Raw genomic sequence first — 20,615 nt, forward strand, 5'->3', positions numbered from 1 at the left:
CCCCTCGATTGACCGTTGTGGCCGATCATTTGCGCAACATCCCGAAGCAAATCACCATTCGAGCCAAGCAACGGAATGCCCTTACTCTCGTCAAACGTTTCTCCCATTGACGAGACCAAAAAATGAACACGCGTGGCTTGCTCGACCAGTTGTTCAAATCCGGCCAGGAGCTGCTGAAGAACAAAAGCGGCGGTGGCTCTTCGCCCTTGGGTGGCGCCGGTGGTGGTGCCAGTGGTGTCGCCGGTGCACTCGGCGGTCTGCTTTCCGGCAAAGGCGGCGCGGGCGGCGCCTTGGGTGGCCTGTTGTCCGGCGGCAAGGGCGCGCTGACCGGTGGCGCCATGGGCCTGCTGCTCGGCAACAAGAGCGCACGCAAGTACGGCGGCAAGGCGTTGGCCTATGGTGGCCTGGCAGCGTTGGGCGTCATTGCCTACAAGGCCTATGGCAACTGGCAGGCCCAGCAGCAGAGCGCGCCACGTGGCGAGCCGCAGACGGTCGACCGGGTGCCGCCCCAGCAGGTCGAGGAACACAGCCAGGCCATCCTCAAGGCATTGGTTGCGGCAGCCAAGTCCGACGGCCATGTGGACGACCGCGAGCGTGAACTGATCGAAGGCGAGTTCACCCGCCTGGATTCGGACAACGAGCTGCAGCAGTGGCTACACGCCGAATTGAACAAGCCTCTGGATCCGGTGGACGTAGCGCGCGCTGCCAAGACCCCGGAGATTGCCGCTGAGATGTACATCGCCAGCGTCATGATGGTGGATCAGGAGCACTTCATGGAGCGAGCCTACCTGGACGAACTGGCCAAGCAGCTGTCCCTTGACCCTGCGCTGAAGCTGGAACTGGAAAAGCAGGTTCGTCAGGCCGAAGACGAGGTCGCGTGAAGTGAATAGACAGGTTGAACGGAGGGCGTCACCGTTCATCTGCCGATCACGACGTCGGTCGGCAATAGTCATGCGTTGATCACGTAGCAACTGGCATTACCCTCGCTGATGAACGAAAGTTGAGCAACAGCACGAAATCGCCTGAGGTAGGGCTATACTCAGGCGATTTTTCGTTTGTGCTGTAGGAATTTTCGAGGGTTGACTGTGAAGAACTGGTCCTTGCGCCACCGCATCCTGGCGAGTTTCGCCGTTGTCATCGCAATCATGCTGTTGATGGTCGTGGTGTCCTATTCACGTCTGCAGACCATCGAGACCAACGAAACCAAGGTGCGCACCGACAGTGTGCCGGGCGTGGTATTCAGCTCCATGATCCGCAGTGCCTGGGTGGACAGCTACGTCTATACCCAGCAACTGGTGGGCCTGAGCTATCAGCGCGAGCTGATCACGGCCGACGAGGAGCAGTACAAGAGCTTCGCCGAGCGCCTGACCCAGCAGATGGCCAATTACCGCAGCACCGTCCAGGACAGCGAAGACCAAGCCGCTTTCGAAGAATTCGAGCGGATGCGCGTGACCTATGAAAAAACCTTGGCCGACGTGCTGGAAGCCTATCGCCTGCGCAAGTTCAGCGAAGCCCAGCAGATGGCCATCGACGACCTGACGCCAGCCTGGGTCGCCGGGCGCAAGCAACTCAATACCTTGATCGATCGCAATCGCGAGGGGGCCGAGAAGGCGACTTCGGCCATCGACTCCTCGGTAGCCGCGGCCAAGGTCAGCCTGGTGATTTCCCTTCTGGTGGCAATCATCGTCGCCGGTGTGTGCGGGCTGTGGCTGCTGCGCACTATCATGGCGCCCATGCAGAAGATCGTGCGGATCCTGGAGGTCATGCGCAACGGCGACCTGAGCACTCGCCTGAGCCTGGCGCGCAAGGACGAATTCAACGAGGTCGAGCTGGGCTTCAACGACATGATGACCGAGCTCACCGCGCTGGTGGCCCAGGCGCAGCGATCGTCGGTGCAGGTCACCACCTCGGTGACCGAAATCGCCGCAACGTCCAAGCAGCAACAGGCCACGGCGACCGAAACCGCCGCCACAACTACTGAGATCGGCGCTACTTCGCGAGAGATCGCTGCCACCTCGCGCGATCTGGTGCGGACCATGGGTGAGGTCACTTCGGCAGCCGACCAGGCATCCTCCCTGGCCGGTTCCGGTCAGCAGGGTCTGGCGCGTATGGAAGAAACCATGCATCAGGTCATGGGCGCTGCGGAGCTGGTCAACGCCAAGCTGGCGATCCTCAACGAGAAGGCCGGCAACATCAACCAGGTGGTGGTGACCATCGTCAAGGTGGCGGACCAGACCAACCTGCTGTCGCTCAACGCCGCCATTGAGGCCGAGAAGGCCGGCGAGTACGGGCGCGGCTTTGCGGTGGTCGCCACCGAAGTACGCCGTCTCGCCGACCAGACCGCCGTGGCCACCTATGACATCGAGCAGATGGTGCGCGAAATCCAGTCGGCCGTCTCGGCTGGGGTCATGGGCATGGACAAGTTTTCCGAGGAGGTGCGCCGCGGCATGTTCGAGGTTCAGCAGGTCGGCGATCAGCTGTCGCAGATCATCGGCCAGGTGCAGGCATTGGCGCCGCGCGTGCTGATGGTCAACGAGGGCATGCAGGCGCAGGCCACCGGTGCCGAACAGATCAACCATGCCTTGGCGCAGTTGGGCGATGCCAGCAGTCAGACGGTGGAATCGCTGCGTCAGGCCAGCTTCGCCATCGACGAGCTGAGCCAGGTCGCCACCGGACTGCGCGGCGGCGTCTCGCGCTTCAAAGTCTGATGGGCGCAGTGCCGATCGCCGCGCGCAACAAGCTGTTCCTGCTGTTTCGCATCGCACAGGAGCGCTTCGCGCTGGATGCGCTGGAGGTGGCGGAGGTTCTGCCGTTGCTGCCGCTCAAGCCGGTCCCGCAGGCGCCGACGTGGGTGGCCGGTGTATTCGCCCATCGCGGTCGTGTGGTGCCGGTGCTGGACGTCAGCGCGTTGAGCTTTGGCGTCGCAGCTGTGCGCCGCACCAGTACGCGTCTGGTGCTGGTGCACTACCCGAATGACCAGGCCGGTACTCAGGCTCGCCTGGGGCTGATCGTCGAATTCGCCAGCGAAACGCTGCGCTGCGATCCACGCGACTTCAAACCCAGTGGTGTGCATAACCGTGCCACGCCCTACCTGGGGCCAGTGCGCGAAGACAGTCAGGGCCTGTTGCAGTGGTTGCGCGTGCAGGATCTGCTCGAGCCGGCCGTGCGCGAACTGCTCTTTGCCCCGCAGTTGGCGGCCTCGGTCGTGGAGGAGGGCGCGCGATGAGTGACGACCAGCGCTTCGTGCGTTTTCTGCGTGACCGCATCGGTCTGGATGTGGCGTCGGTAGGCCCGGCGTTGATCGAGCGCGCGGTCGCGCAGCGCAGCCAAGCCGCACATGCCCCGAACCTGGATGCCTACTGGACGCTGTTGCAGGGCTCGGCAGCGGAGCAGCAGGCGTTGATCGAGGCGGTCATCGTTCCGGAAACCTGGTTCATGCGCTACCCCGAATCCTTCGCCGCGCTGTGCAAGGTCGCCAAAGCGCGCCTTGGCGAACGACCCGGCGTGCCGCTGCGTATCCTCAGCCTGCCCTGTTCGACGGGCGAGGAGCCTTATTCGATCGCCATGGCCTTGCTCGATGCCGGGCTGGCGCCGGAGCAGTTCAGCGTGGACGGCGTGGACATCAGCCCACTCTCGGTAAGCCGGGCGACACGGGCGATCTATGGGCGCAATTCGTTTCGCGGAGCGCCGCTGACATTTCGTGATCGACATTTTGCGCCGACGGATGAGGGTTACCTGCTCGCACCGCAAGTTCGCACGCAGGTGCGCCTGCAGGTGGGCAACATTCTCGATCCGCTGTTGCTGGGCGGCGAGCGCGCCTATGACTTCGTGTTCTGCCGTAACCTGCTGATCTATTTCGACCTGCCGACCCAGCAGCAGGTGTTCGAAGTGCTGAAAAAACTGACTCATGAAGACGGTGCGCTGTTCATCGGCCCGGCCGAGGGCAGTCTGCTGGCGCGGTTGGGCATGCGCCCGATCGGCATCGCGCAGTCGTTCGCCTTCGTCCGCGATCGTCAGGTTGCGCCTGCGCCCACGCCCTTGGCGCCTGCGCCAGCGCGGTTGCAGATGCCGATCAAACTGCTGCCCGAACCGGGCCGACAGCCGCTGCGTACCCGCACGCGGGTGCTGGCGCTGCCGGTGGCCAACGCCGCCGAAACGGTGGCGAGCGACGGCGCAGCCTTGCTTGCGCAGATCGCCAGACTCGCCAACGAAGGTAAAAGTACCGAGGCCCAGGCGGCGTGCGATACCTACCTGCGCAGCCATGGGCCCGACCCTCAGGTGTTCTATTGGCTGGGCCTGCTCAGTGACGTCGGCGGCCAGGTGTTGCAGGCCCAAGGTTACTATCGCAAGGCGTTGTACCTCGATCCCCAGCACGCCGAGGCGCTGGCTCACCTGGCCATGCTTCTCACTGCCCAAGGCGATATCGCCGGTGCGCGGCGCCTGCAGGAGCGTGCCGCGCGCAGTGACCGGCCGCAGGCGCAGGAGCATAAACGATGACCGCCCTGGACCTGATCGACATCGACATCGACGCCCAGCAGATCGATGACTGCTGGAACCGCATCGGCATTCATGGCGACAAATCCTGCCCACTGCTGGCCGAGCACATCCATTGCCGCAACTGCGCGGTGTACGCCTCGGCAGCGGTCCGTCTGCTGGACCGCTACGCTTTGGATCGCCAGCATGCGCCTCTGCATTACAGCGAAGCGGTGGGAAGGGTCGAAAGCAAATCACTGGTTCTGTTTCGCTTGGCCGATGAGTGGCTGGCGCTGGCCACCCGCTGCCTGGTGGAAGTGGCGCCGGTGCAGGCCGTGCATTCGCTGCCGCACCAGCGTTCGCGGGCGTTGCGCGGCGTTGCCAACGTACGCGGCGCGCTGGTGCCGTGTCTGGCGTTGGAGGAGCTGTTGGGCATCGACACCCAGCACGCCACCCCAGCCGTCTCCGCGCGGGTCATGCCGCGTATGCTGATCATCGCCATAGACGGCGGCTCGGTGGTGGTGCCGGTGGAGGAAGTGGACGGTATCCATCGCATCGATCTGGTCGAGCTCGAACAAGCTTCCACGGCCACGACCCAGGCGGGCGCACGGTTCACTCAGGGCGTTCTGCCATTTCGCGGGCGCAGCGTGCGCCTGCTCGACGACACGGCGCTGCTGCAGGCCATGAACCGGAGCCTGACATGACCCCGGAGCAGATGCGCGACGCCTCGTTGCTGGAACTGTTCAGCCTGGAAGCCGAGGCACAGACTCAAGTGCTCAATGCCGGGCTGTTGGCCCTGGAGCGCAACCCGACCCAGGCCGACCAACTGGAAGCGTGCATGCGCGCGGCCCATTCGCTCAAGGGCGCGGCGCGCATCGTCGGCCTGGACGCCGGTGTGCGCGTGGCTCACGTCATGGAAGATTGCCTGGTGGCGGCCCAGGAACGGCGCGTGTACCTGATGGCCGAGCACATCGATGCGCTGCTGCTGGGCACCGATTTGCTGATGCGTATCGGCACGCCCGGTGCCGGCGCGCCCGGCACGCACGATATCGATGCCTACGTGGCGCAGATGGCGGCGGTGATGGATCCGTTGGCCGCCGCCGCAGCGCAGGTCTCGCCCACGGTGCCACCGGCTACACCTTCGCCGCTCGAGCTACCCATGGACACCCCGCCCGAGGCGCCCCCCGTCGCCGAACTGGCGGACGCAACGCCAGCCTTGGACGATTTCGTGGCCGAACTCCCGGCGAACCGGGCACGCCGGGTCAGTGACACCGGCGAGCGGGTATTGCGCGTCACGGCGGAACGTTTGAACAGCCTGCTGGACCTGTCGAGCAAGTCGCTAGTGGAGACCCAACGGCTCAAGCCCTATCTGCTGACCATGCAGCGTCTCAAGCGCATGCAGGCGCAGAGCATCCGTGCGCTCGGCGGCCTTGCCGAACAATTGCAGCTCGAAGGGCAGAGCGCCGAGGTGTGCGACGCCTTGGCGCAGGCCCAGTCGCTGCTGGACCAGACCCAGCAGATGCTGCTGCAGCAGACTGCGGAACTGGATGATTTCGGCTGGCAGGCCAGCCAGCGCGCGCAGTTGCTCTACGACACGGCGCTGGCCTGTCGCATGCGCCCGTTTGCCGACATGCTGGGCGGCCAGGAACGCATGGTCCGCGACCTCGGCCGCTCGCTGGGCAAGCAGGTGCGGCTGGACATCGAAGGCGAGAAGACCCAGGTCGACCGCGACGTTCTGGAAAAACTCGAAGCGCCGCTGACCCACCTGCTGCGCAACGCCGTCGATCACGGTATCGAAACGCCCGAGCATCGCCTGCTGGCTGGCAAGCCTGCCGAAGGCCGGGTGGTGCTGCGCGCCTCCCATCAGGCAGGCTTGCTGGTGCTGGACCTGAGCGACGACGGCGGTGGGGTCGATCTGGCCGCGCTGCGCCGTAGCATTGTCCAGCGCGGCTTGTCGGCCGCCGATACGGTGGAGCAGCTCAGTGAAGAGGAGCTGCTCAGCTTTCTGTTCCTGCCTGGTTTCAGCATGCGCGACACGGTCACCGAGGTGTCGGGCCGAGGCGTCGGGCTGGATGCGGTGCTACACCTGATCCGCCAGCTGCGCGGCTCGGTCGAGCTCATTCAGGTGCCGGGGCAGGGCAGCCGTTTTCACATCGAGGTGCCGCTGACCCTGTCGGTGGTACGCAGTCTGGCGGTGGAAGTGGGCGGCGAGGCGTACGCGTTTCCGCTGGCACACATCGAACACACCATGGACCTGCCGGCCGAGGACATCATCCAGCTCGAAGGCCGCCAGCACTTCTGGTTCCAGGACCGTCATGTCGGCCTGGTGGCCGCCAGTCAGCTGTTGCAGCGGCCGTCCGGTCAAGGCAACGAGGCGACCGTCAAGGTCGTGGTGATCCGCGACCGCGAAGCGATCTACGGCGTGGCCGTGGAACGCTTCATCGGCGAGCGCACGCTGGTCGTGCTGCCGTTGGACGCGCGCCTGGGCAAGGTCCAGGATATTTCCGCCGGTGCCTTGCTCGACGACGGCTCGGTAGTGCTGATCATCGACGTCGAAGACATGTTCCGCTCGGTGGAGAAGCTGCTCAATACCGGTCGCCTGGAGCGCATCGACAAACGCAGCCAGCAGGCCGAAGCGGCGCGCAAGCGGGTGCTGGTGGTGGATGACTCGCTGACTGTCCGTGAGCTGCAACGCAAGCTGCTCAGCCATCGCGGTTACGATGTGGCCGTGGCCGTCGACGGCATGGATGGCTGGAATGCCTTGCGCAGCGAAGACTTCGACCTGCTGATCACCGACATCGACATGCCGCGTATGGACGGCATCGAACTGGTGACCCTGCTGCGCCGCGACAGCCGCTTGCAGTCGTTGCCGGTCATGGTGGTTTCCTACAAGGACCGCGAAGAGGACCGCCGCCGCGGCCTCGACGCCGGGGCCGATTATTACCTGGCCAAGGCCAGTTTCCACGACGATGCCTTGCTCGATGCGGTGGTTGAGTTGATTGGAGGAGCGCGGGGATGAGGATCGCCATCGTCAATGACATGCCCATGGCCGTGGAAGCGTTGCGTCGGGCGATCGCGCTGGAGCCGTCCCACGAGGTGGTGTGGGTGGCCAGCAACGGCCGCGAAGCGGTCGAGCGCTGCCAGACCGTGACCCCGGACCTGATCCTGATGGATCTGATCATGCCCGTGATGGACGGCGTGGAAGCCACCCGGCAGATCATGGCCAACACCCCGTGCGCCATCGTCATCGTCACGGTCGACCGCCAGCAGAACGTTCATCGTGTCTTCGAGGCCATGGGCCACGGTGCCCTGGATGTGGTCGATACCCCCACGCTGGGTGTCGGCGACGCTCGCGAGGCTGCGGCGCCATTGTTGCGCAAGATCTTCAACATCGGTTGGCTGGTGGGACAGCGCAGCCCGGCGGTGCGCAGCGAGTTGCCGCTGCCGCGCGCGAGCGGGATGCGACAGAAACTGGTGGCCATCGGCTCGTCGGCCGGCGGCCCCGCCGCGCTGGAAATCCTGCTCAAGGGATTGCCGCGCGATTACCCGGCGGCCATCGTTCTGGTCCAGCATGTGGACCAGGTATTCGCCGCCGGAATGGCCGAGTGGTTGAGCAGTGCCTCGGGCCTGCCAGTGCGCCTGGCGCGGGACGGTGAGACCCCTCAGGCTGGCACTGTGCTACTGGCTGGCACCAATCATCATATTCGTCTGCTGAAAAATGGTACCTTAACCTACACGGCAGAACCGGTAGACGAGATCTACCGACCTTCCATAGATGTTTTTTTCCGTAGTGTGGCGCAATTCTGGAACGGCGACGCCGTGGGCGTGTTGCTCACCGGCATGGGCCGCGACGGCGCGCAGGGCTTGAAGTCGATGCGTCAGCGCGGTTACCTGACCATCGCCCAGGACCAGCTCAGCAGCGCCGTCTATGGAATGCCGAAAGCGGCGGCGGCCATTGATGCAGCTGTTGAAATTCGTCCGCTCGAGCGGATCGCACCCCGACTGATGGACGTATTTTCACGATGAACTCGAGCCACGGCGCAGGCAGTATCCAGGTGACAAACCATGATTGATCTACAGATCGAAGCCTTCAGGTCCAACGACAACAACAAGTCGATGGTACTTCTAGTGGACGACCAGGCCATGATTGGTGAAGCCATCCGTCGCAGTCTCAGCGACGAAGCCAATATCGACTTCCACTTTTGTGCCGATCCGCAGCAGGCCATCAACCAGGCCATGCGAATCAAGCCGACCGTCATCCTCCAGGACCTGATCATGCCGGGCCTGGATGGCCTGTCGCTGGTGCGCGACTATCGCAATCACCCGGCGACCCAGGACATCCCGATCATCGTCCTGTCGACTAAAGAGGACCCTCTGATCAAGAGCGCCGCCTTTGCCGCAGGCGCCAATGATTACCTGGTCAAGCTGCCTGACACCATCGAGTTGGTGGCGCGCATTCGCTACCACTCCAAGTCGTACCTGACGCTCCTGCAGCGCGACGAGGCCTACCGTGCGCTGCGCGTGAGCCAGCAGCAGCTGCTGGACACCAATCTGGTCCTGCAACGGCTGATGAACTCCGACGGCCTGACCGCGCTGTCCAACCGCCGTCACTTCGACGAGTACCTGGAGCTGGAATGGCGTCGTGCGATGCGCGACAAGACCCAGCTGTCGCTGCTGATGATCGACGTCGACTACTTCAAGTCCTACAACGACAACTTCGGCCATCTGGCAGGTGACGAAGCCTTGCGCCGCGTGGCCGATGCCATTCGCCACTCCAGCAACCGCTCCAGCGACTTGCCGGCGCGCTACGGCGGCGAAGAATTCGCCCTGGTGCTGCCGGGCACCTCGCCTGGCGGTGCCCGGCTGGTCGCCGAGAAGCTGCGCCAGACCATCGCCGCCCTGAACATCCCGCACATCGCGCCCCAGGCCGACGCCTGCCTGACGGTGAGCATCGGCCTGGCGACCATGACGCCGCAGCAGTCCAGCCATTGCCGCGAGTTGATCCTGGCGGCCGACAAGGGGCTGTATACCGCCAAGCACAATGGACGCAATCAGGTGGTCGTGGGCGAGCAGGAGTAGGGCGTCGGTTTCGGTTGGCCTCTTCGCGGGCAGAGCCCACTCCCACAACGGTTCGTGTTCAGCTGTGGGGGGCGGGGCGGGGCGGGCGGCGAGCTCTCTGCCCGCGAAGAGGCCGACTCGTCAACCCAAAAAAAACACCCATCCCCAGCTCGACGGGCTGCTGTCCATGGCCGGCTGCGTTATACTCTCCGGCTTTTCACACGTTACGCACGAGAGCTGCCCGCCATGGAAATCAACCCGATCCTTAACAGCATCAAGGACCTGTCCGAGCGCTCCGAAACCATTCGGGGGTATCTTTGACTACGATCAAAAGCATGAGCGTCTGACCGAAGTCAATCGCGAGCTTGAAGATCCTGCTGTCTGGAACAACCCTGCCTACGCCCAGGAACTGGGTCGCGAACGTTCGCTGCTGGCGCAGATCGTCGACACCCTCGACGAGATGAACGCCGGCCTGAGCGACGCCAAAGACCTGCTGCAAATGGCTGCCGAAGAAGAAGACCAGGGCGCCGTCGACGACGTGTCCGCCGAGGTCGAGCGCCTGCGCGCCCAGCTCGAGAAGCTGGAATTCCGTCGCATGTTCAGCGGTGAAATGGACGCCAACAACGCCTACCTGGACATCCAGGCCGGCTCCGGCGGCACCGAAGCCCAGGACTGGGCCAACATCCTGCTGCGCATGTACCTGCGCTGGGCCGACAAGCGCGGCTTCGACACCACCATCATGGAACTGTCGGCCGGTGAAGTCGCCGGTATCAAGGGTGCGACCTTGCACATCAAGGGCGAGTACGCCTTCGGTTGGCTGCGTACCGAGATCGGCGTTCACCGTCTGGTGCGCAAAAGTCCGTTCGACTCGGGCAACCGTCGTCATACCTCCTTCTCGGCGGTGTTCGTCTCGCCGGAAATCGATGACAACATCGAGATCGACATCAACCCGGCCGATCTGCGTATCGACACCTACCGTTCCTCCGGTGCCGGTGGTCAGCACGTCAACACCACCGATTCGGCGGTGCGTATCACCCACGTGCCGACCAACACCGTGGTCAGCTGCCAGAACGAACGTTCGCAGCATGCCAACAAGGACACGGCGATGAAGATGTTGCGTGCACGCCTGTACGAACAGGAAGTGCAGAAGCGCAACGCCGCCTCGCAGGCGATGGAAGACAGCAAGTCGGACATCGGCTGGGGTCACCAGATTCGCTCCTATGTGCTCGATGCCTCGCGGATCAAGGATCTGCGCACCAACATCGAACGCAGCGACTGTGACAAGGTGCTTGACGGCGACATCGACGAATACCTCGAAGCCAGCTTGAAACAAGGGCTGTAACACCGCCGGGCAGGCCGATGCATCATCCGCATCGGCCTGCCATGGCTGGCCTGCCCGCGATCCCGGCGACGTAGTCGGGAGCAACGAACCCGTGATGGAAAATCTGAAGACATGAGCGACCAACAACTCGACCCGCAAGACCTGCAACAGGAAGAAAACAACCTGATCGCCCTGCGCAAGGAAAAGCTTGCTGCCGTGCGCGCCCAGGGCCAGGCCTTCCCCAACGACTTCCGTCGCGACAACTATGCAGGCGACTTGCAGAAACAGTACGTCGACAAGACCAAGGAAGAGCTCGCCGAGGCAGCGATTCCGGTCAAGGTCGCTGGTCGCATCATGCTCAACCGTGGCTCGTTCATGGTGATCCAGGACATGACCGGACGCATCCAGGTCTACGTCAACCGCAAGACCCTGCCCGAAGAAACCCTGGTTCAGGTGAAGACCTGGGACATGGGCGACATCATCGCCGCCGAAGGCACCCTGGCCCGTTCCGGCAAGGGCGACCTGTACGTCGAAATGACCAGCGTGCGCCTGCTGACCAAGTCGCTGCGTCCGCTGCCAGACAAGCACCACGGCCTGACCGATACCGAGCAGCGCTACCGCCAGCGCTACGTCGACCTGATCGTCAACGAAGACGTGCGCGATACCTTCCGCGTGCGCTCTCAGGTCATCGCTCATATCCGCAGCTTCCTGGCCAAGCGCGACTTCCTCGAAGTCGAGACGCCGATGCTGCAGACCATTCCCGGCGGCGCTGCGGCCAAGCCGTTCGAAACCCACCACAACGCCCTGGACATGGAAATGTTCCTGCGCATCGCTCCTGAGCTGTACCTCAAGCGTCTGGTGGTCGGTGGCTTCGAAAAGGTGTTCGAGATCAACCGCAACTTCCGTAACGAAGGCGTCTCGACTCGGCACAACCCCGAGTTCACCATGCTCGAGTTCTACCAGGCGTATGCCGACTATGAAGACAACATGGACCTCACCGAAGAGCTGTTCCGTGAGTTGGCGCAGCTGGTGCTGGGTAGCACCGATGTGCCCTACGGCGACAAGGTGTTCCATTTCGGCGAGCCGTTCGTGCGCTTGTCGGTCTTCGATTCGATCCTCAAGTACAACCCAGAGTTGACCGCCGATGATCTGAACGACATCGACAAGGCGCGCGCCATCGCCAAGAAGGCCGGCGCCAAGGTGCTGGGCTTCGAAGGTCTGGGCAAGTTGCAGGTCATGATTTTCGAGGAGCTGGTCGAGCACAAGCTGGAGCAGCCGCACTTCATTACCCAGTACCCGTTCGAAGTGTCGCCACTGGCCCGCCGCAACGACGACAATCCCAACGTCACCGACCGCTTCGAGCTGTTCATCGGCGGCCGCGAGATCGCCAACGCTTACTCCGAGCTCAACGATGCGGAAGATCAGGCCGCACGCTTCATGGCCCAGGTGGCGGACAAGGACGCCGGCGACGACGAGGCCATGCACTACGATGCCGACTTCGTTCGCGCGCTGGAATACGGCATGCCGCCAACGGCCGGCGAAGGGATCGGTATCGATCGCCTGGTCATGCTGTTGACCAACTCGCCCTCGATCCGCGACGTGATCCTGTTTCCGCACATGCGGCCGCAAGCCTGACAGTTGTCGATCAGCCGCCCCATGGGGCGGCTTTTTTATGGGCGCCAATACGGTGTGTCAATGCCGGCCCCGACGCGGCTTGCGCCGCTGCTACAAGGGATCGCAACAACCTGCCGTTGTCCCAAAGGATTACGATATCGTGTAGCAACGGCGCAAGCGCTCAAGGATCCGCGGGCCTGCGCGATCTCTGTTTCCACGGGCTCTCACGTACCCTGTAGCAGCGGCGCGAGCCGCGTCAGGGACCGCACCTCCCACTTACTCAAAGGATACGAGCAGTGATTCCAGCAACACCCAGACAAGGAGCCGCCAGCGTCGCCTCGACGCTGGCCCGCAACGTCCAGTACCAAGGACGCAAGGCCAGCCGCCAGGGCAGCGAGCTGCGTCGCCAGGCGATTCTCGACGCGGCCATGCGCATCGTCGTGCGCGATGGCGTGCGGGGCGTGCGCCACCGCGCCGTGGCCACCGAAGCCGGGGTGCCGCTGTCGGCGACCACTTATTACTTCAAGGACATCGATGACCTGCTCAACGACGCCTTCGCTCAGTACGTCGAGCGCAGCGCCGTGTTCATGGCCAAGCTGTGGAGCAACACGGAAGAGATGTTGCGCGCCCTGATCGCTCGCGGCGACGGCAGCCCCGAAGCTCGCGCCCAATTGGCCGACGAAATCGCCCGCCTGACCGCCGATTACGTGATGCACCAACTGCAGACCCGTCGGGATCACCTGATCGCCGAGCAGGCCTTTCGCCAGGAGGCATTACTCAACCCCCGCCTGGCCTCGCTGGTACTGGCCCATCAGGACATTCTTCTGCAAGGCGGCCGACAAATGCTCGAAGTACTGGGCTCGCGCGATCCCGTGCAGGACGCGCAGGTGTTGACGGCGATTATCGGGCGGATGGAATATCAGGGGCTGCTGGCCAGTACCCAGGCGGACGCCGACCGCGAAATGCTCGGTATCCTGACCCGCTTCATGCAATGGGTACTGGGCTGAGCCCACGCAGTGAAAGGCCCGCGGTTGGTGGGCCAAGCCAGAACGAGGAGCAGTACGGTGGATGAGTATCAGCAGACGATTCGAGGCTTGTCCGACCGGATCGTGCAGGCACAGACGCCGATTCGCGTGCTCGATGCGGTGAAGTGGGACGACTCCATTCGTCACGGCTTTCTGCAGGCAGGCGGCAAGCAGATGCCAGCGGTGGATCGCGACTATTACCAGAACCGAGCCCTGGGCTTCGACTCCAGCGCGGTCAAACTGGAATTCCAGAACATCGAGCGCGATATCACTCGCCAACTCGGCCAGTTCAATCCGGTCGGGCAGATCATGCGCCGCATGTGCAAGGAGTACCGCATGGTCGTGCGCATGCTCGAAGCACGTGGTACCGAGGACTTCGGCCTGATCTCCCAGGAACTGTACGGCGCCGCTTCCGATGCCTTCCATGCCGGCGACCCGACGCTGGCTGATCTGGGGCTCATGCTTTCGGACTACCTGAACAACATCGCCGGGCGCGGAGACCTCAAGGACGAAGCCAAGACCCTGACGGCCAAGGATGCGGTGAACCTGTTGCAGGGGCGCCTGAACCGGGTGTTCGGTGAAACCGAAGGCACCATTCGCGTGTTCGAATCCGATGGCATTGTCGCCGACGCCGCGGCCGGTGCGGATTACATCAAGATTCGCAGCGATGCGATGTTCAACGAGCGCGACGTGCGTGCCCTCGAAGTCCACGAAGGCCTGGTCCACGTCGCCACGACGCTGAACGGCCAGAATCAGCCGATCTGCACCTTCCTCTCCAAGGGCCCGCCTTCGTCGACGGTCACCCAGGAAGGCCTGGCCATCTTGATGGAAGTGATCACCTTCGCGTCCTATCCCAGCCGCCTGCGCAAATTGACCAACCGCACCCGTGCGATCCACATGGTCGAGGAGGGTGCCGACTTTCTCCAGGTGTTCGATTTCTTCCGCGAAGAAGGCTTCGAGATGCCTGAAGCCTATGGTAACGCCAGCCGCGTGTTCCGCGGCTCGACCCCGACCGGTCTGCCGTTCACCAAGGATCTGTCGTACCTCAAGGGCTTCATCATGGTCTACAACTACATCCAGCTGGCCGTGCGCAAAGGCAAACTGGAACAGGTGCCGCTGCTGTTCTGCGGCAAGACCACCCTGGAAGACATGCGCACGTTGCGCCAGCTGGTCGACGAAGGGCTGGTGACGCCGCCCAAGTACCTGCCCGAACAGTTTCGCGACATGAACGCGCTGTCCGCCTGGATGTGCTTCTCGAACTTCCTCAACCACCTGAGCCTGGACCGAATTGAAGCCGATTACTCGAACATCCTCTGAGCGGCCGCCGCAGCGACGCTGGCGTACTGCCCTGGCCCTGGCAGTGACGGTCAGCCTGGCCGGCTGCAGTTCGCTGCTGTTCTACCCGGAGCCCGGGCTGCCGTTCACGCCCGCCAAGGCGGGCCTGGCCTACGAAGACGTTACGCTGACGGCCGCCGATGGTACGCGCCTGCACGGCTGGTGGTTGCCGGCCAAGCCCGGTGTCGAGGTCAAGGGCACGGTGCTGCACTTGCATGGCAACGGCGGCAACCTGGCTTGGCACCTGGGCGGCAGTTGGTGGCTACCCGAGCAGGGTTATCAGGTGCTGATGCTCGACTACCGCGGCTATGGATTGTCCGAAGGCTCGCCGCGGCTGCCACAGATCTATCAGGATATCGACAGCGCCTTTGCCTGGCTGCAGGCGCGTACGCAGGTGCGCGACAAACCGTTGGTGCTGCTTGGGCAAAGCCTGGGTGGAGCGATGGCCGTGCATTACCTGGCCGAGCATCCGCAGCAGCGCGAGCGCCTCAAGGCCTTGGTGCTCGACGGTGTCCCGGCTAGCTACCAGGCTGTGGGTCGTTATGCCTTGAGCACCTCCTGGGTGACTTGGCCATTTCAGGTGCCATTGTCCTGGTGGGTGCCTGACGGCGACAGTGCCATCGCGTCCATCGAACAACTGAAAGGTACGCCCATGCTGCTCTTCCAGAGCATCGACGATCCGATCGTACCTCTGGACAACGCGCTGCAATTGTACCGAAAGGCGCCATTGCCAAGGGTGTTGCAGCTGACCCGCGGTGGTCATGTGCAAACCTTCGCCGATCCCACATGGCGTCAGGTCATGCTGCGCTACCTGGACGACCCGCAGCATTTCAACGGCCTTCGCCGTCTCGGCGAGATACCCAACTATCCCACGCCTGCCGAATCGGTGCCCGCAGCGCACAAATGAAAACGCCCCGGTGATCACTCACCGGGGCGTTTATTCACAGCGGGTGGATCAACGCATGGACGAGCGCGGGGCCACTGGCTGGTTGTCGTTGGAAATGGTCACTTCCACACGACGGTTCTGGGCGCGGCCCGAGTTGCTGGTGTTGTCGGCAACTGGGTATTCCTTGCCATAGCCTTGAGCGACGATGCGCGAAGGCTCGACGCCGGCGCGGACCAGGGCGGCCATCACGGAGTTGGCGCGGCGCTCGGACAGGCTCTGGTTGTAGGCAGCCGAACCTGTGCTGTCGGTGTAGCCTTCGACGATGACCTTGCGATCAGCGTTTTCCTGAAGGAACTGGGCCAGCTTGGCAATATTGGGGAACGCGGACGACTTCAGCTCAGCCTTGTTCAGGTCGAACAATACGTCACCGAAGGTCACCAGGGTACCGCGGTCAGTCTGCTTGGCGTTCAGGCTGTCCTGAAGCTTCTTGATCTGAGCGTCGCGGGCATCCAGGCGAGCCTGAGCGCGCTGGGCAGCAGCACCTTTGAGGGTTTCCTCGGCGCTTCGCAGAGCGATGGTCTGCTTGGCCACTTCAACGCGCTGGTTGGTCAGGTAGGCCAGTTGGTCGACTTTGGCGCGGTCGGCGTCGTCACGGTAAGCCTTGTCAGCCTTGTCCAGCCATTCCGAAGCGTCTTTGGTTTCCAGCGCAGCCAGCTGTACCGACTTGGGGTTGGTCTGCAAGGAAGAGAAGTTCGTCCGCGCCTGTTCCAGGTTCGGGTTAGGCGGGGTGGAGCAAGCTGCCAGGCCAACGCTGAGAGCCAACAGGGCAGGAACCATCAATTGTTTACGCATAGTCTTCATCCTTTATTCGAGTTCAAGTCGCGATGGGCAGCTTACTGAGCGCTGCGCATACCTTCTTCACGCAGGTCCTGTACACCCTGCTTGGCGTCTTGTACGGCCTTGGCCGCTTTGCCAGCCTGCGCTTTGCGCTCGGCCAGGCGTGCGTCCCACTCGGCCTGTTCGGCGAGGACCTTGGCTTTCTCGTAGTTCTTGTCGTGCATGGCGATTTCAGCCTGCTTGAACTTGTCCTGCGCAGCTTTCATTTCCACAGCGGCGTATTCGGTACCGCCAGCGCTCACCGCGCTGTTCACGGCCGATTGAGTCACGGCGTACTGCTCGGTTGGAGGCTTGCCGGCGCAGCCAGCCAGGACGAAGGTAGTGCCCAGTGCGAGGGCAGCCAGTTTCAGCCCGCGCAGAGGGTTGGACGAGGTTTTGGCAGTACGGGTATTCATGGCTTTCAACTCCATTGGATAGCTCCTGAAAAACATCAAAATCCATGACAGTCGAACGTTTCACGCGCCTGGGTAAAGCCCGGCGACTAGCACACGCCGCTGGCTGTAATGGTTAAACGTTGGGACACAAGGCAATTTTGAATAGTTCAGAAATTTGTCCGAATGGGCGAGTTTTTTCTGACGCCGCTGGTTTGTCACGCAGATGCGCCGGTCGGCGAGCCGACAAGGAGCATCAGGTAGCGACTGGTGACACACAGACCCTAGGACTCGGTGGCCAGCTGCGTTGTAAAGCTTGCCACCGCACCTACCACGCGCTTCGCGCCGTCCTGAATCTCGGTGATGACGGTACCTGCCTGATTGGCCAGTTGCAGGCCGGATTCGGCTTTGTGCCTGCCGGCGCCGATGGTTTCCACCGCGTCGGTGGCAAGCTTCTGATTCTGCCTGACGACGCCCTCGATCTCGGCAGTAGCTTGGGTCGTACGTGAAGCCAGTTGGCGAACCTCATCGGCCACCACAGCAAAACCGCGGCCCTGTTCACCCGCGCGTGCGGCCTCGATGGCGGCGTTCAGCGCCAGCAGATTGGTTTGCGCGGCGATACCGCTGATGGTCTTGATGATGTTGGAAATCACCTGGCTCTGCTCGTCCAGCGCCTCGATGCCTTCGGCCGCACTTTGCATGTGATGGGCGAGGTCCGTCATCACCTTGACCGTATCTCGCACGACTTCGGCCCCGCGCAGGGCGGTTTCATCGGTGCGCACCGACGTGTCGTACGCCACCGTGGCGGCTTCGGCAATGGCGATCTCGCGTTCCACCATCTCGGTGATGACGGTCGCGACCTTCACGACCTTGTAGACATTGGCGTTGCCATCGCGCACCGGGTTGTAGGAAGCCTCGAGCCACACCGTACGACCGCGGCTGTCCACACGCTCGAAGCGCTCGGCAACGAACTCGCCGCGGCGCAGGCGCTCCCAGAACGCTTGATAATCCCGCGAATTGGCGATTTCGCCGCTGCAGAACATGCGGTGATGCTTGCCCTTGATCTGCTCCAGGCCGTAGCCCATCGCCTGCAGAAACAGATCGTTGGCGGTCAGCACATGGCCGTCGAGGTCAAACTCGATGACCGCGGTGGAGCGCAACAGCGCCTGGATGAAGTTCTCGTGTGCCCTGGAGGTCTCGATGGTATTGGTCAGGTCGCTGGCATAGCACGAGAACTTGACCAGCCTGCCATCGGTGGCGTGTACCGGGTGCATGATGACGCGCAGCCAGGTCTCGCCGCCGTCCTTGCGCAACAGCCGCCAGGCCCCGCAGAAGTGTTCTCCCTGGCGTATGGCGGTACGCACGCGTGCGTGGTGCTTGTCCTTCTGCACATGCTCGGCAACCAGGCTTTCCAGAGGTTTGCCCACCAGCTCGTCGTTGCGATACTGAAGCACGGCCTCGAAGTTGGCGTTTACCCCCAGGATGCACCCCTGGGGGTCGAGCCTGAGGTGGATGGTTTCCTCGTCCAGGCCTTGGCGGATCTGTCGCACGATCGCCACCTCCTCACGCAGGGCGGCCATTTCGTTTTTCAGGCGTTTGAAGAAGAACATGGCACAGGCCTCGAGAAGGGAAGGGCATGTAAAAGTATCGACAGCCTCCATGGTTACTTAAGGCCGCAACCTCCCAGCGGTAGGTTGAAACGATTAAGCGCAAATAAGCGCAAAAACCCGGCGCGCTGGCCGGGTTTTTTCTGGTTTCTTTTTCCAGGGTTCGAAAATCAACGCATCGACGCGCGCGACCTGACCGGCTGGTTGTCATTGGAAATGGTCACTTCGACCCGACGGTTCTGGGCACGACCCGAAGCGTCGCCGTTACTGGCCACCGGATAGGACATGCCCAGGCCTTGCGCGACGATGCGCTCGGGGCTCACGCCGGCGCGCACCAATTGCACCAGGACCGCATTGGCGCGACGCTGCGAGAGGGTCTGGTTGAAGGCCGCGGAGCCGGTACTGTCGGTGTGTCCTTCGACGATCACCTTGCGGTCCGGGTTGTCGCGCAGAAATTGCGCCAGACGGGCGATGTTGTCGTAGGCCCCAGGGCGCAGTTCGGCCTGGCCGGTTTCGAACAGCACGTCACCGAAGGTCACCAGGCTGCCGCGTTCGGTTTGCTGCACGGCCATCGCTTCAGCCGCAGGTTGTTTGGCGTTGAGGCTTTCCTGGAGCTTCTTGATCTGCGCATCGCGTGCTTCCAGGCGGGCCTGGGCACGCAATGCGGCAACACCTTGGATCGCTTGTTCAGCGGTCCGCAGCTCGATGGTCTGCCGGGCCAACTCGATACGCTGACGGGCCAGATAAGCCAGGTGATCCACCTGATCATCGGCCTCTTTCGCCCGCGCCGCTTTTTCGGCACGTTCCAGCCACTGTGCGGCGTCCTTGGTTTCCAGGGCAGCCAGCTGGACCGACTTGGGATTACCTTGCAGGTCGGCAAAACTCGCCTGGGCCTGCACCAGTTGCGGATTGGGGGCTTTGGAACAGGCAGCCAGCAGCACGACCAGCGCCGACAGCGCGGGGAATTTGAATTTATTGTTCACGGTAATTTCCTGAATCTTGAAAGAAGAACGCGAGGTTTGGCTCAGGAAGCAGCGCGCAAGCCTTCCTCGCGCAGGTCCTGGACACCTTGGCGGGCGTCTTCAACAGCGCGGCGGGCCTTGGCGGCCTGAGCCTTGCGCTCGGCAACCCGGGCGTCCCATTCGGCCTGCTCGGCCAAGCGACGTGCCTGGTCGTAGTGTTTGCCGTGCAAGGCCAGTTCGGCGCTCTTGAGTTTGTCTTGGGCGGACTTCATTTCGACGGCTGCGAACTCGGTACCGCCGGCGCTGACCGCAGCATTGACCGCCGACTGGCTGACGGCATATTGCTCGACCGGCGCGATGCCAGCACAGCCGGTCAGGACGACACCGGTGGCAAGGCCCAGAAGGGCCGTTTTCAGAAGGCCGAAAGACGACCGTACGCGGGATGTGTTCACGCGATAGTGCTCCATTGAACAGCGATTGAATGCTTCGTCCACTGTGCGCGGCACGCCGACTCGGGCCTGCTGCCGCGGCGAACGGCGGACAGATCGGTGGCCATGTCCTGGCTCTTTTTTGCCCGAGTCTACAATCGCCTCTGAGTACTATCCTATTGATTTGTAAAAATTTTATCCGAAGGCACAGGTTTTTTTTCAGACCATTTGACTGGGTCGGCCCTGCGCGTAGGAGTTTTCCGAAACTCGCTGGTCCAGGGTCAATTTCCGCTGTCATCCGCAGCGCTTTTCAAACGCTGCAGGTGTTCACGTGACAGCGCCAGGAAACGCGGCGTCGGGCCGACGTCTTCATACATAGGGTCGCCTTCTTCGTCAGTGGCGATGACCTTGGGTCCCTTGACGTAGGGAAAGCTGCCCTCGAGTTCTTCGAGAGCGGCCCCGATCAACTCACCGAGCAGTTCCTGAGCATGGTGCTTGGGGTACATCTGGGTCAGGGCGGCCAAGCGCGCCGCCGACTCCATGTCCAGGTGAATGTTGATACCGGTGTCGGTCAGGCGACCCTTGGCGTTCTGTTCCCAATGCTCGGCCAGCTCGTGAATCTTCATAAACACCTCCCG

The 20,615-nt window shown here is 62.8% G+C and carries 19 protein-coding genes and 1 pseudogene; 13 read left to right on the plus strand and 7 right to left on the minus strand.

The features are described from left to right. Nucleotides 1-122 precede the first annotated feature (122 nt). The 13 genes from ASF66_RS13620 to ASF66_RS13685 all read left to right on the plus strand — a co-directional run bounded on the left by ASF66_RS13620 (nucleotide 123) and on the right by ASF66_RS13685 (nucleotide 15,733). On the plus strand, nucleotides 123-881 hold the full coding sequence (locus ASF66_RS13620; protein WP_056844220.1) for a tellurite resistance TerB family protein: 759 nt from the start codon (nucleotides 123-125) through the stop codon (nucleotides 879-881). A gap of 204 nt (nucleotides 882-1,085) precedes the next feature. Further along, nucleotides 1,086-2,708 (plus strand): methyl-accepting chemotaxis protein, encoded by a 1,623-nt coding sequence (locus ASF66_RS13625; RefSeq protein WP_056844297.1) that lies wholly within the window; start codon nucleotides 1,086-1,088, stop codon nucleotides 2,706-2,708. Further along, nucleotides 2,708-3,226, plus strand: a complete 519-nt coding sequence (locus tag ASF66_RS13630; protein ID WP_056844221.1) for a chemotaxis protein CheW — start codon at nucleotides 2,708-2,710, stop codon at nucleotides 3,224-3,226. The genes ASF66_RS13625 and ASF66_RS13630 overlap by 1 nt, the downstream gene beginning before the upstream one ends. Beyond that, a complete protein-coding gene (locus ASF66_RS13635) occupies nucleotides 3,223-4,497 on the plus strand; it encodes a CheR family methyltransferase (protein ID WP_056844222.1) in 1,275 nt (424 codons plus the stop codon). The genes ASF66_RS13630 and ASF66_RS13635 overlap by 4 nt, the downstream gene beginning before the upstream one ends. Further along, nucleotides 4,494-5,177 carry a chemotaxis protein CheW gene (locus ASF66_RS13640; RefSeq protein ID WP_056844223.1) on the plus strand — a complete coding sequence of 228 codons (684 nt, stop codon included), beginning with the start codon at nucleotides 4,494-4,496 and terminating at the stop codon, nucleotides 5,175-5,177. Before ASF66_RS13635 ends, ASF66_RS13640 begins: the two co-directional genes overlap by 4 nt. Then, nucleotides 5,174-7,492 (plus strand): hybrid sensor histidine kinase/response regulator, encoded by a 2,319-nt coding sequence (locus ASF66_RS13645; RefSeq protein ID WP_056844224.1) that lies wholly within the window; start codon nucleotides 5,174-5,176, stop codon nucleotides 7,490-7,492. Before ASF66_RS13640 ends, ASF66_RS13645 begins: the two co-directional genes overlap by 4 nt. Continuing rightward, entirely contained in the window at nucleotides 7,489-8,499 is a 1,011-nt protein-coding gene (locus ASF66_RS13650; RefSeq protein ID WP_056844225.1) for a chemotaxis response regulator protein-glutamate methylesterase, read from the plus strand. Before ASF66_RS13645 ends, ASF66_RS13650 begins: the two co-directional genes overlap by 4 nt. 39 nt (nucleotides 8,500-8,538) lie before the next feature. After that, nucleotides 8,539-9,552 carry a diguanylate cyclase gene (locus tag ASF66_RS13655; RefSeq protein ID WP_049861292.1) on the plus strand — a complete coding sequence of 338 codons (1,014 nt, stop codon included), beginning with the start codon at nucleotides 8,539-8,541 and terminating at the stop codon, nucleotides 9,550-9,552. Nucleotides 9,553-9,777: 225 nt separating this feature from the next. Beyond that, nucleotides 9,778-10,873 (plus strand): peptide chain release factor 2 gene (gene prfB / locus ASF66_RS13665; RefSeq protein WP_122742474.1). Its coding sequence is split into 2 segments (ribosomal slippage): nucleotides 9,778-9,849 and nucleotides 9,851-10,873, totalling 1,095 coding nucleotides; the frame shifts between segments, so codons are not numbered across the junction. 111 nt (nucleotides 10,874-10,984) lie between these two features. Next, a complete protein-coding gene (gene lysS, locus ASF66_RS13670; RefSeq protein ID WP_056844226.1) occupies nucleotides 10,985-12,487 on the plus strand; it encodes a lysine--tRNA ligase in 1,503 nt (500 codons plus the stop codon). Between the two features lie 275 nt (nucleotides 12,488-12,762). Further along, nucleotides 12,763-13,473 (plus strand): TetR/AcrR family transcriptional regulator, encoded by a 711-nt coding sequence (locus tag ASF66_RS13675; RefSeq protein WP_375143179.1) that lies wholly within the window; start codon nucleotides 12,763-12,765, stop codon nucleotides 13,471-13,473. Nucleotides 13,474-13,530: 57 nt separating this feature from the next. Then, the gene (locus ASF66_RS13680; RefSeq protein ID WP_056844227.1) at nucleotides 13,531-14,808 is read left to right on the plus strand and encodes a flavohemoglobin expression-modulating QEGLA motif protein; all 1,278 of its coding nucleotides are present in this window, start codon (nucleotides 13,531-13,533) and stop codon (nucleotides 14,806-14,808) included. After that, nucleotides 14,780-15,733 (plus strand): alpha/beta hydrolase, encoded by a 954-nt coding sequence (locus tag ASF66_RS13685; RefSeq protein ID WP_082484673.1) that lies wholly within the window; start codon nucleotides 14,780-14,782, stop codon nucleotides 15,731-15,733. Before ASF66_RS13680 ends, ASF66_RS13685 begins: the two co-directional genes overlap by 29 nt. Before the next feature lie 48 nt (nucleotides 15,734-15,781). Here the strand turns inward: ASF66_RS13685 and ASF66_RS13690 are convergent, their stop codons facing one another. From ASF66_RS13690 to ASF66_RS13715, 7 genes and pseudogenes are all read right to left on the minus strand, one after another. Beyond that, nucleotides 15,782-16,564 carry an OmpA family protein gene (locus ASF66_RS13690; RefSeq protein WP_049861295.1) on the minus strand — a complete coding sequence of 261 codons (783 nt, stop codon included), beginning with the start codon at nucleotides 16,562-16,564 and terminating at the stop codon, nucleotides 15,782-15,784. Nucleotides 16,565-16,605: 41 nt separating this feature from the next. After that, complete coding sequence (locus ASF66_RS13695) at nucleotides 16,606-17,019, minus strand: DUF4398 domain-containing protein (protein ID WP_056844228.1); 414 nt, start codon at nucleotides 17,017-17,019, stop codon at nucleotides 16,606-16,608. 245 nt (nucleotides 17,020-17,264) lie between these two features. After that, nucleotides 17,265-17,819 carry a methyl-accepting chemotaxis protein gene (locus ASF66_RS23260; protein WP_375143210.1) on the minus strand — a complete coding sequence of 185 codons (555 nt, stop codon included), beginning with the start codon at nucleotides 17,817-17,819 and terminating at the stop codon, nucleotides 17,265-17,267. After that, a pseudogene (locus tag ASF66_RS23265) lies at nucleotides 17,817-18,641 on the minus strand (PAS domain-containing protein); the annotation flags it as partial. The pseudogene ASF66_RS23265 and the gene ASF66_RS23260, both read right to left, overlap by 3 nt. Nucleotides 18,642-18,757: 116 nt before the next feature. After that, nucleotides 18,758-19,570, minus strand: a complete 813-nt coding sequence (locus ASF66_RS13705; protein ID WP_056844229.1) for an OmpA family protein — start codon at nucleotides 19,568-19,570, stop codon at nucleotides 18,758-18,760. A 41-nt stretch (nucleotides 19,571-19,611) separates the two neighbouring features. Further along, a complete protein-coding gene (locus tag ASF66_RS13710) occupies nucleotides 19,612-20,016 on the minus strand; it encodes a DUF4398 domain-containing protein (protein ID WP_056844230.1) in 405 nt (134 codons plus the stop codon). Between the two features lie 242 nt (nucleotides 20,017-20,258). After that, nucleotides 20,259-20,603 carry a hypothetical protein gene (locus ASF66_RS13715; RefSeq protein ID WP_049861300.1) on the minus strand — a complete coding sequence of 115 codons (345 nt, stop codon included), beginning with the start codon at nucleotides 20,601-20,603 and terminating at the stop codon, nucleotides 20,259-20,261. Nucleotides 20,604-20,615 lie beyond the last annotated feature (12 nt).

This window comes from Pseudomonas sp. Leaf129, assembly GCF_001423465.1.
GTDB classification, from domain to species: Bacteria; Pseudomonadota; Gammaproteobacteria; order Pseudomonadales; family Pseudomonadaceae; genus Aquipseudomonas; species Aquipseudomonas coleopterorum.

Excerpts from the sequence above, each read along its gene's own strand:
- ASF66_RS13620 (WP_056844220.1), top strand. The coding sequence starts at position 123 with ATGAACACGCGTGGCTTGCTCGACCAGTTGTTCAAATCCGGCCAGGAG.
- ASF66_RS13630 (WP_056844221.1), top strand. The coding sequence starts at position 2,708 with ATGGGCGCAGTGCCGATCGCCGCGCGCAACAAGCTGTTCCTGCTGTTT.
- ASF66_RS13635 (WP_056844222.1), top strand. The coding sequence starts at position 3,223 with ATGAGTGACGACCAGCGCTTCGTGCGTTTTCTGCGTGACCGCATCGGT.
- ASF66_RS13640 (WP_056844223.1), top strand. The coding sequence starts at position 4,494 with ATGACCGCCCTGGACCTGATCGACATCGACATCGACGCCCAGCAGATC.
- ASF66_RS13645 (WP_056844224.1), top strand. The coding sequence starts at position 5,174 with ATGACCCCGGAGCAGATGCGCGACGCCTCGTTGCTGGAACTGTTCAGC.
- ASF66_RS13650 (WP_056844225.1), top strand. The coding sequence starts at position 7,489 with ATGAGGATCGCCATCGTCAATGACATGCCCATGGCCGTGGAAGCGTTG.
- ASF66_RS13655 (WP_049861292.1), top strand. The coding sequence starts at position 8,539 with ATGATTGATCTACAGATCGAAGCCTTCAGGTCCAACGACAACAACAAG.
- lysS (WP_056844226.1), top strand. The coding sequence starts at position 10,985 with ATGAGCGACCAACAACTCGACCCGCAAGACCTGCAACAGGAAGAAAAC.
- ASF66_RS13690 (WP_049861295.1), bottom strand. The coding sequence starts at position 16,564 with ATGCGTAAACAATTGATGGTTCCTGCCCTGTTGGCTCTCAGCGTTGGC.
- ASF66_RS13695 (WP_056844228.1), bottom strand. The coding sequence starts at position 17,019 with ATGGAGTTGAAAGCCATGAATACCCGTACTGCCAAAACCTCGTCCAAC.
- ASF66_RS23260 (WP_375143210.1), bottom strand. The coding sequence starts at position 17,819 with ATGGTGGAACGCGAGATCGCCATTGCCGAAGCCGCCACGGTGGCGTAC.
- ASF66_RS13710 (WP_056844230.1), bottom strand. The coding sequence starts at position 20,016 with ATGGAGCACTATCGCGTGAACACATCCCGCGTACGGTCGTCTTTCGGC.
- ASF66_RS13715 (WP_049861300.1), bottom strand. The coding sequence starts at position 20,603 with ATGAAGATTCACGAGCTGGCCGAGCATTGGGAACAGAACGCCAAGGGT.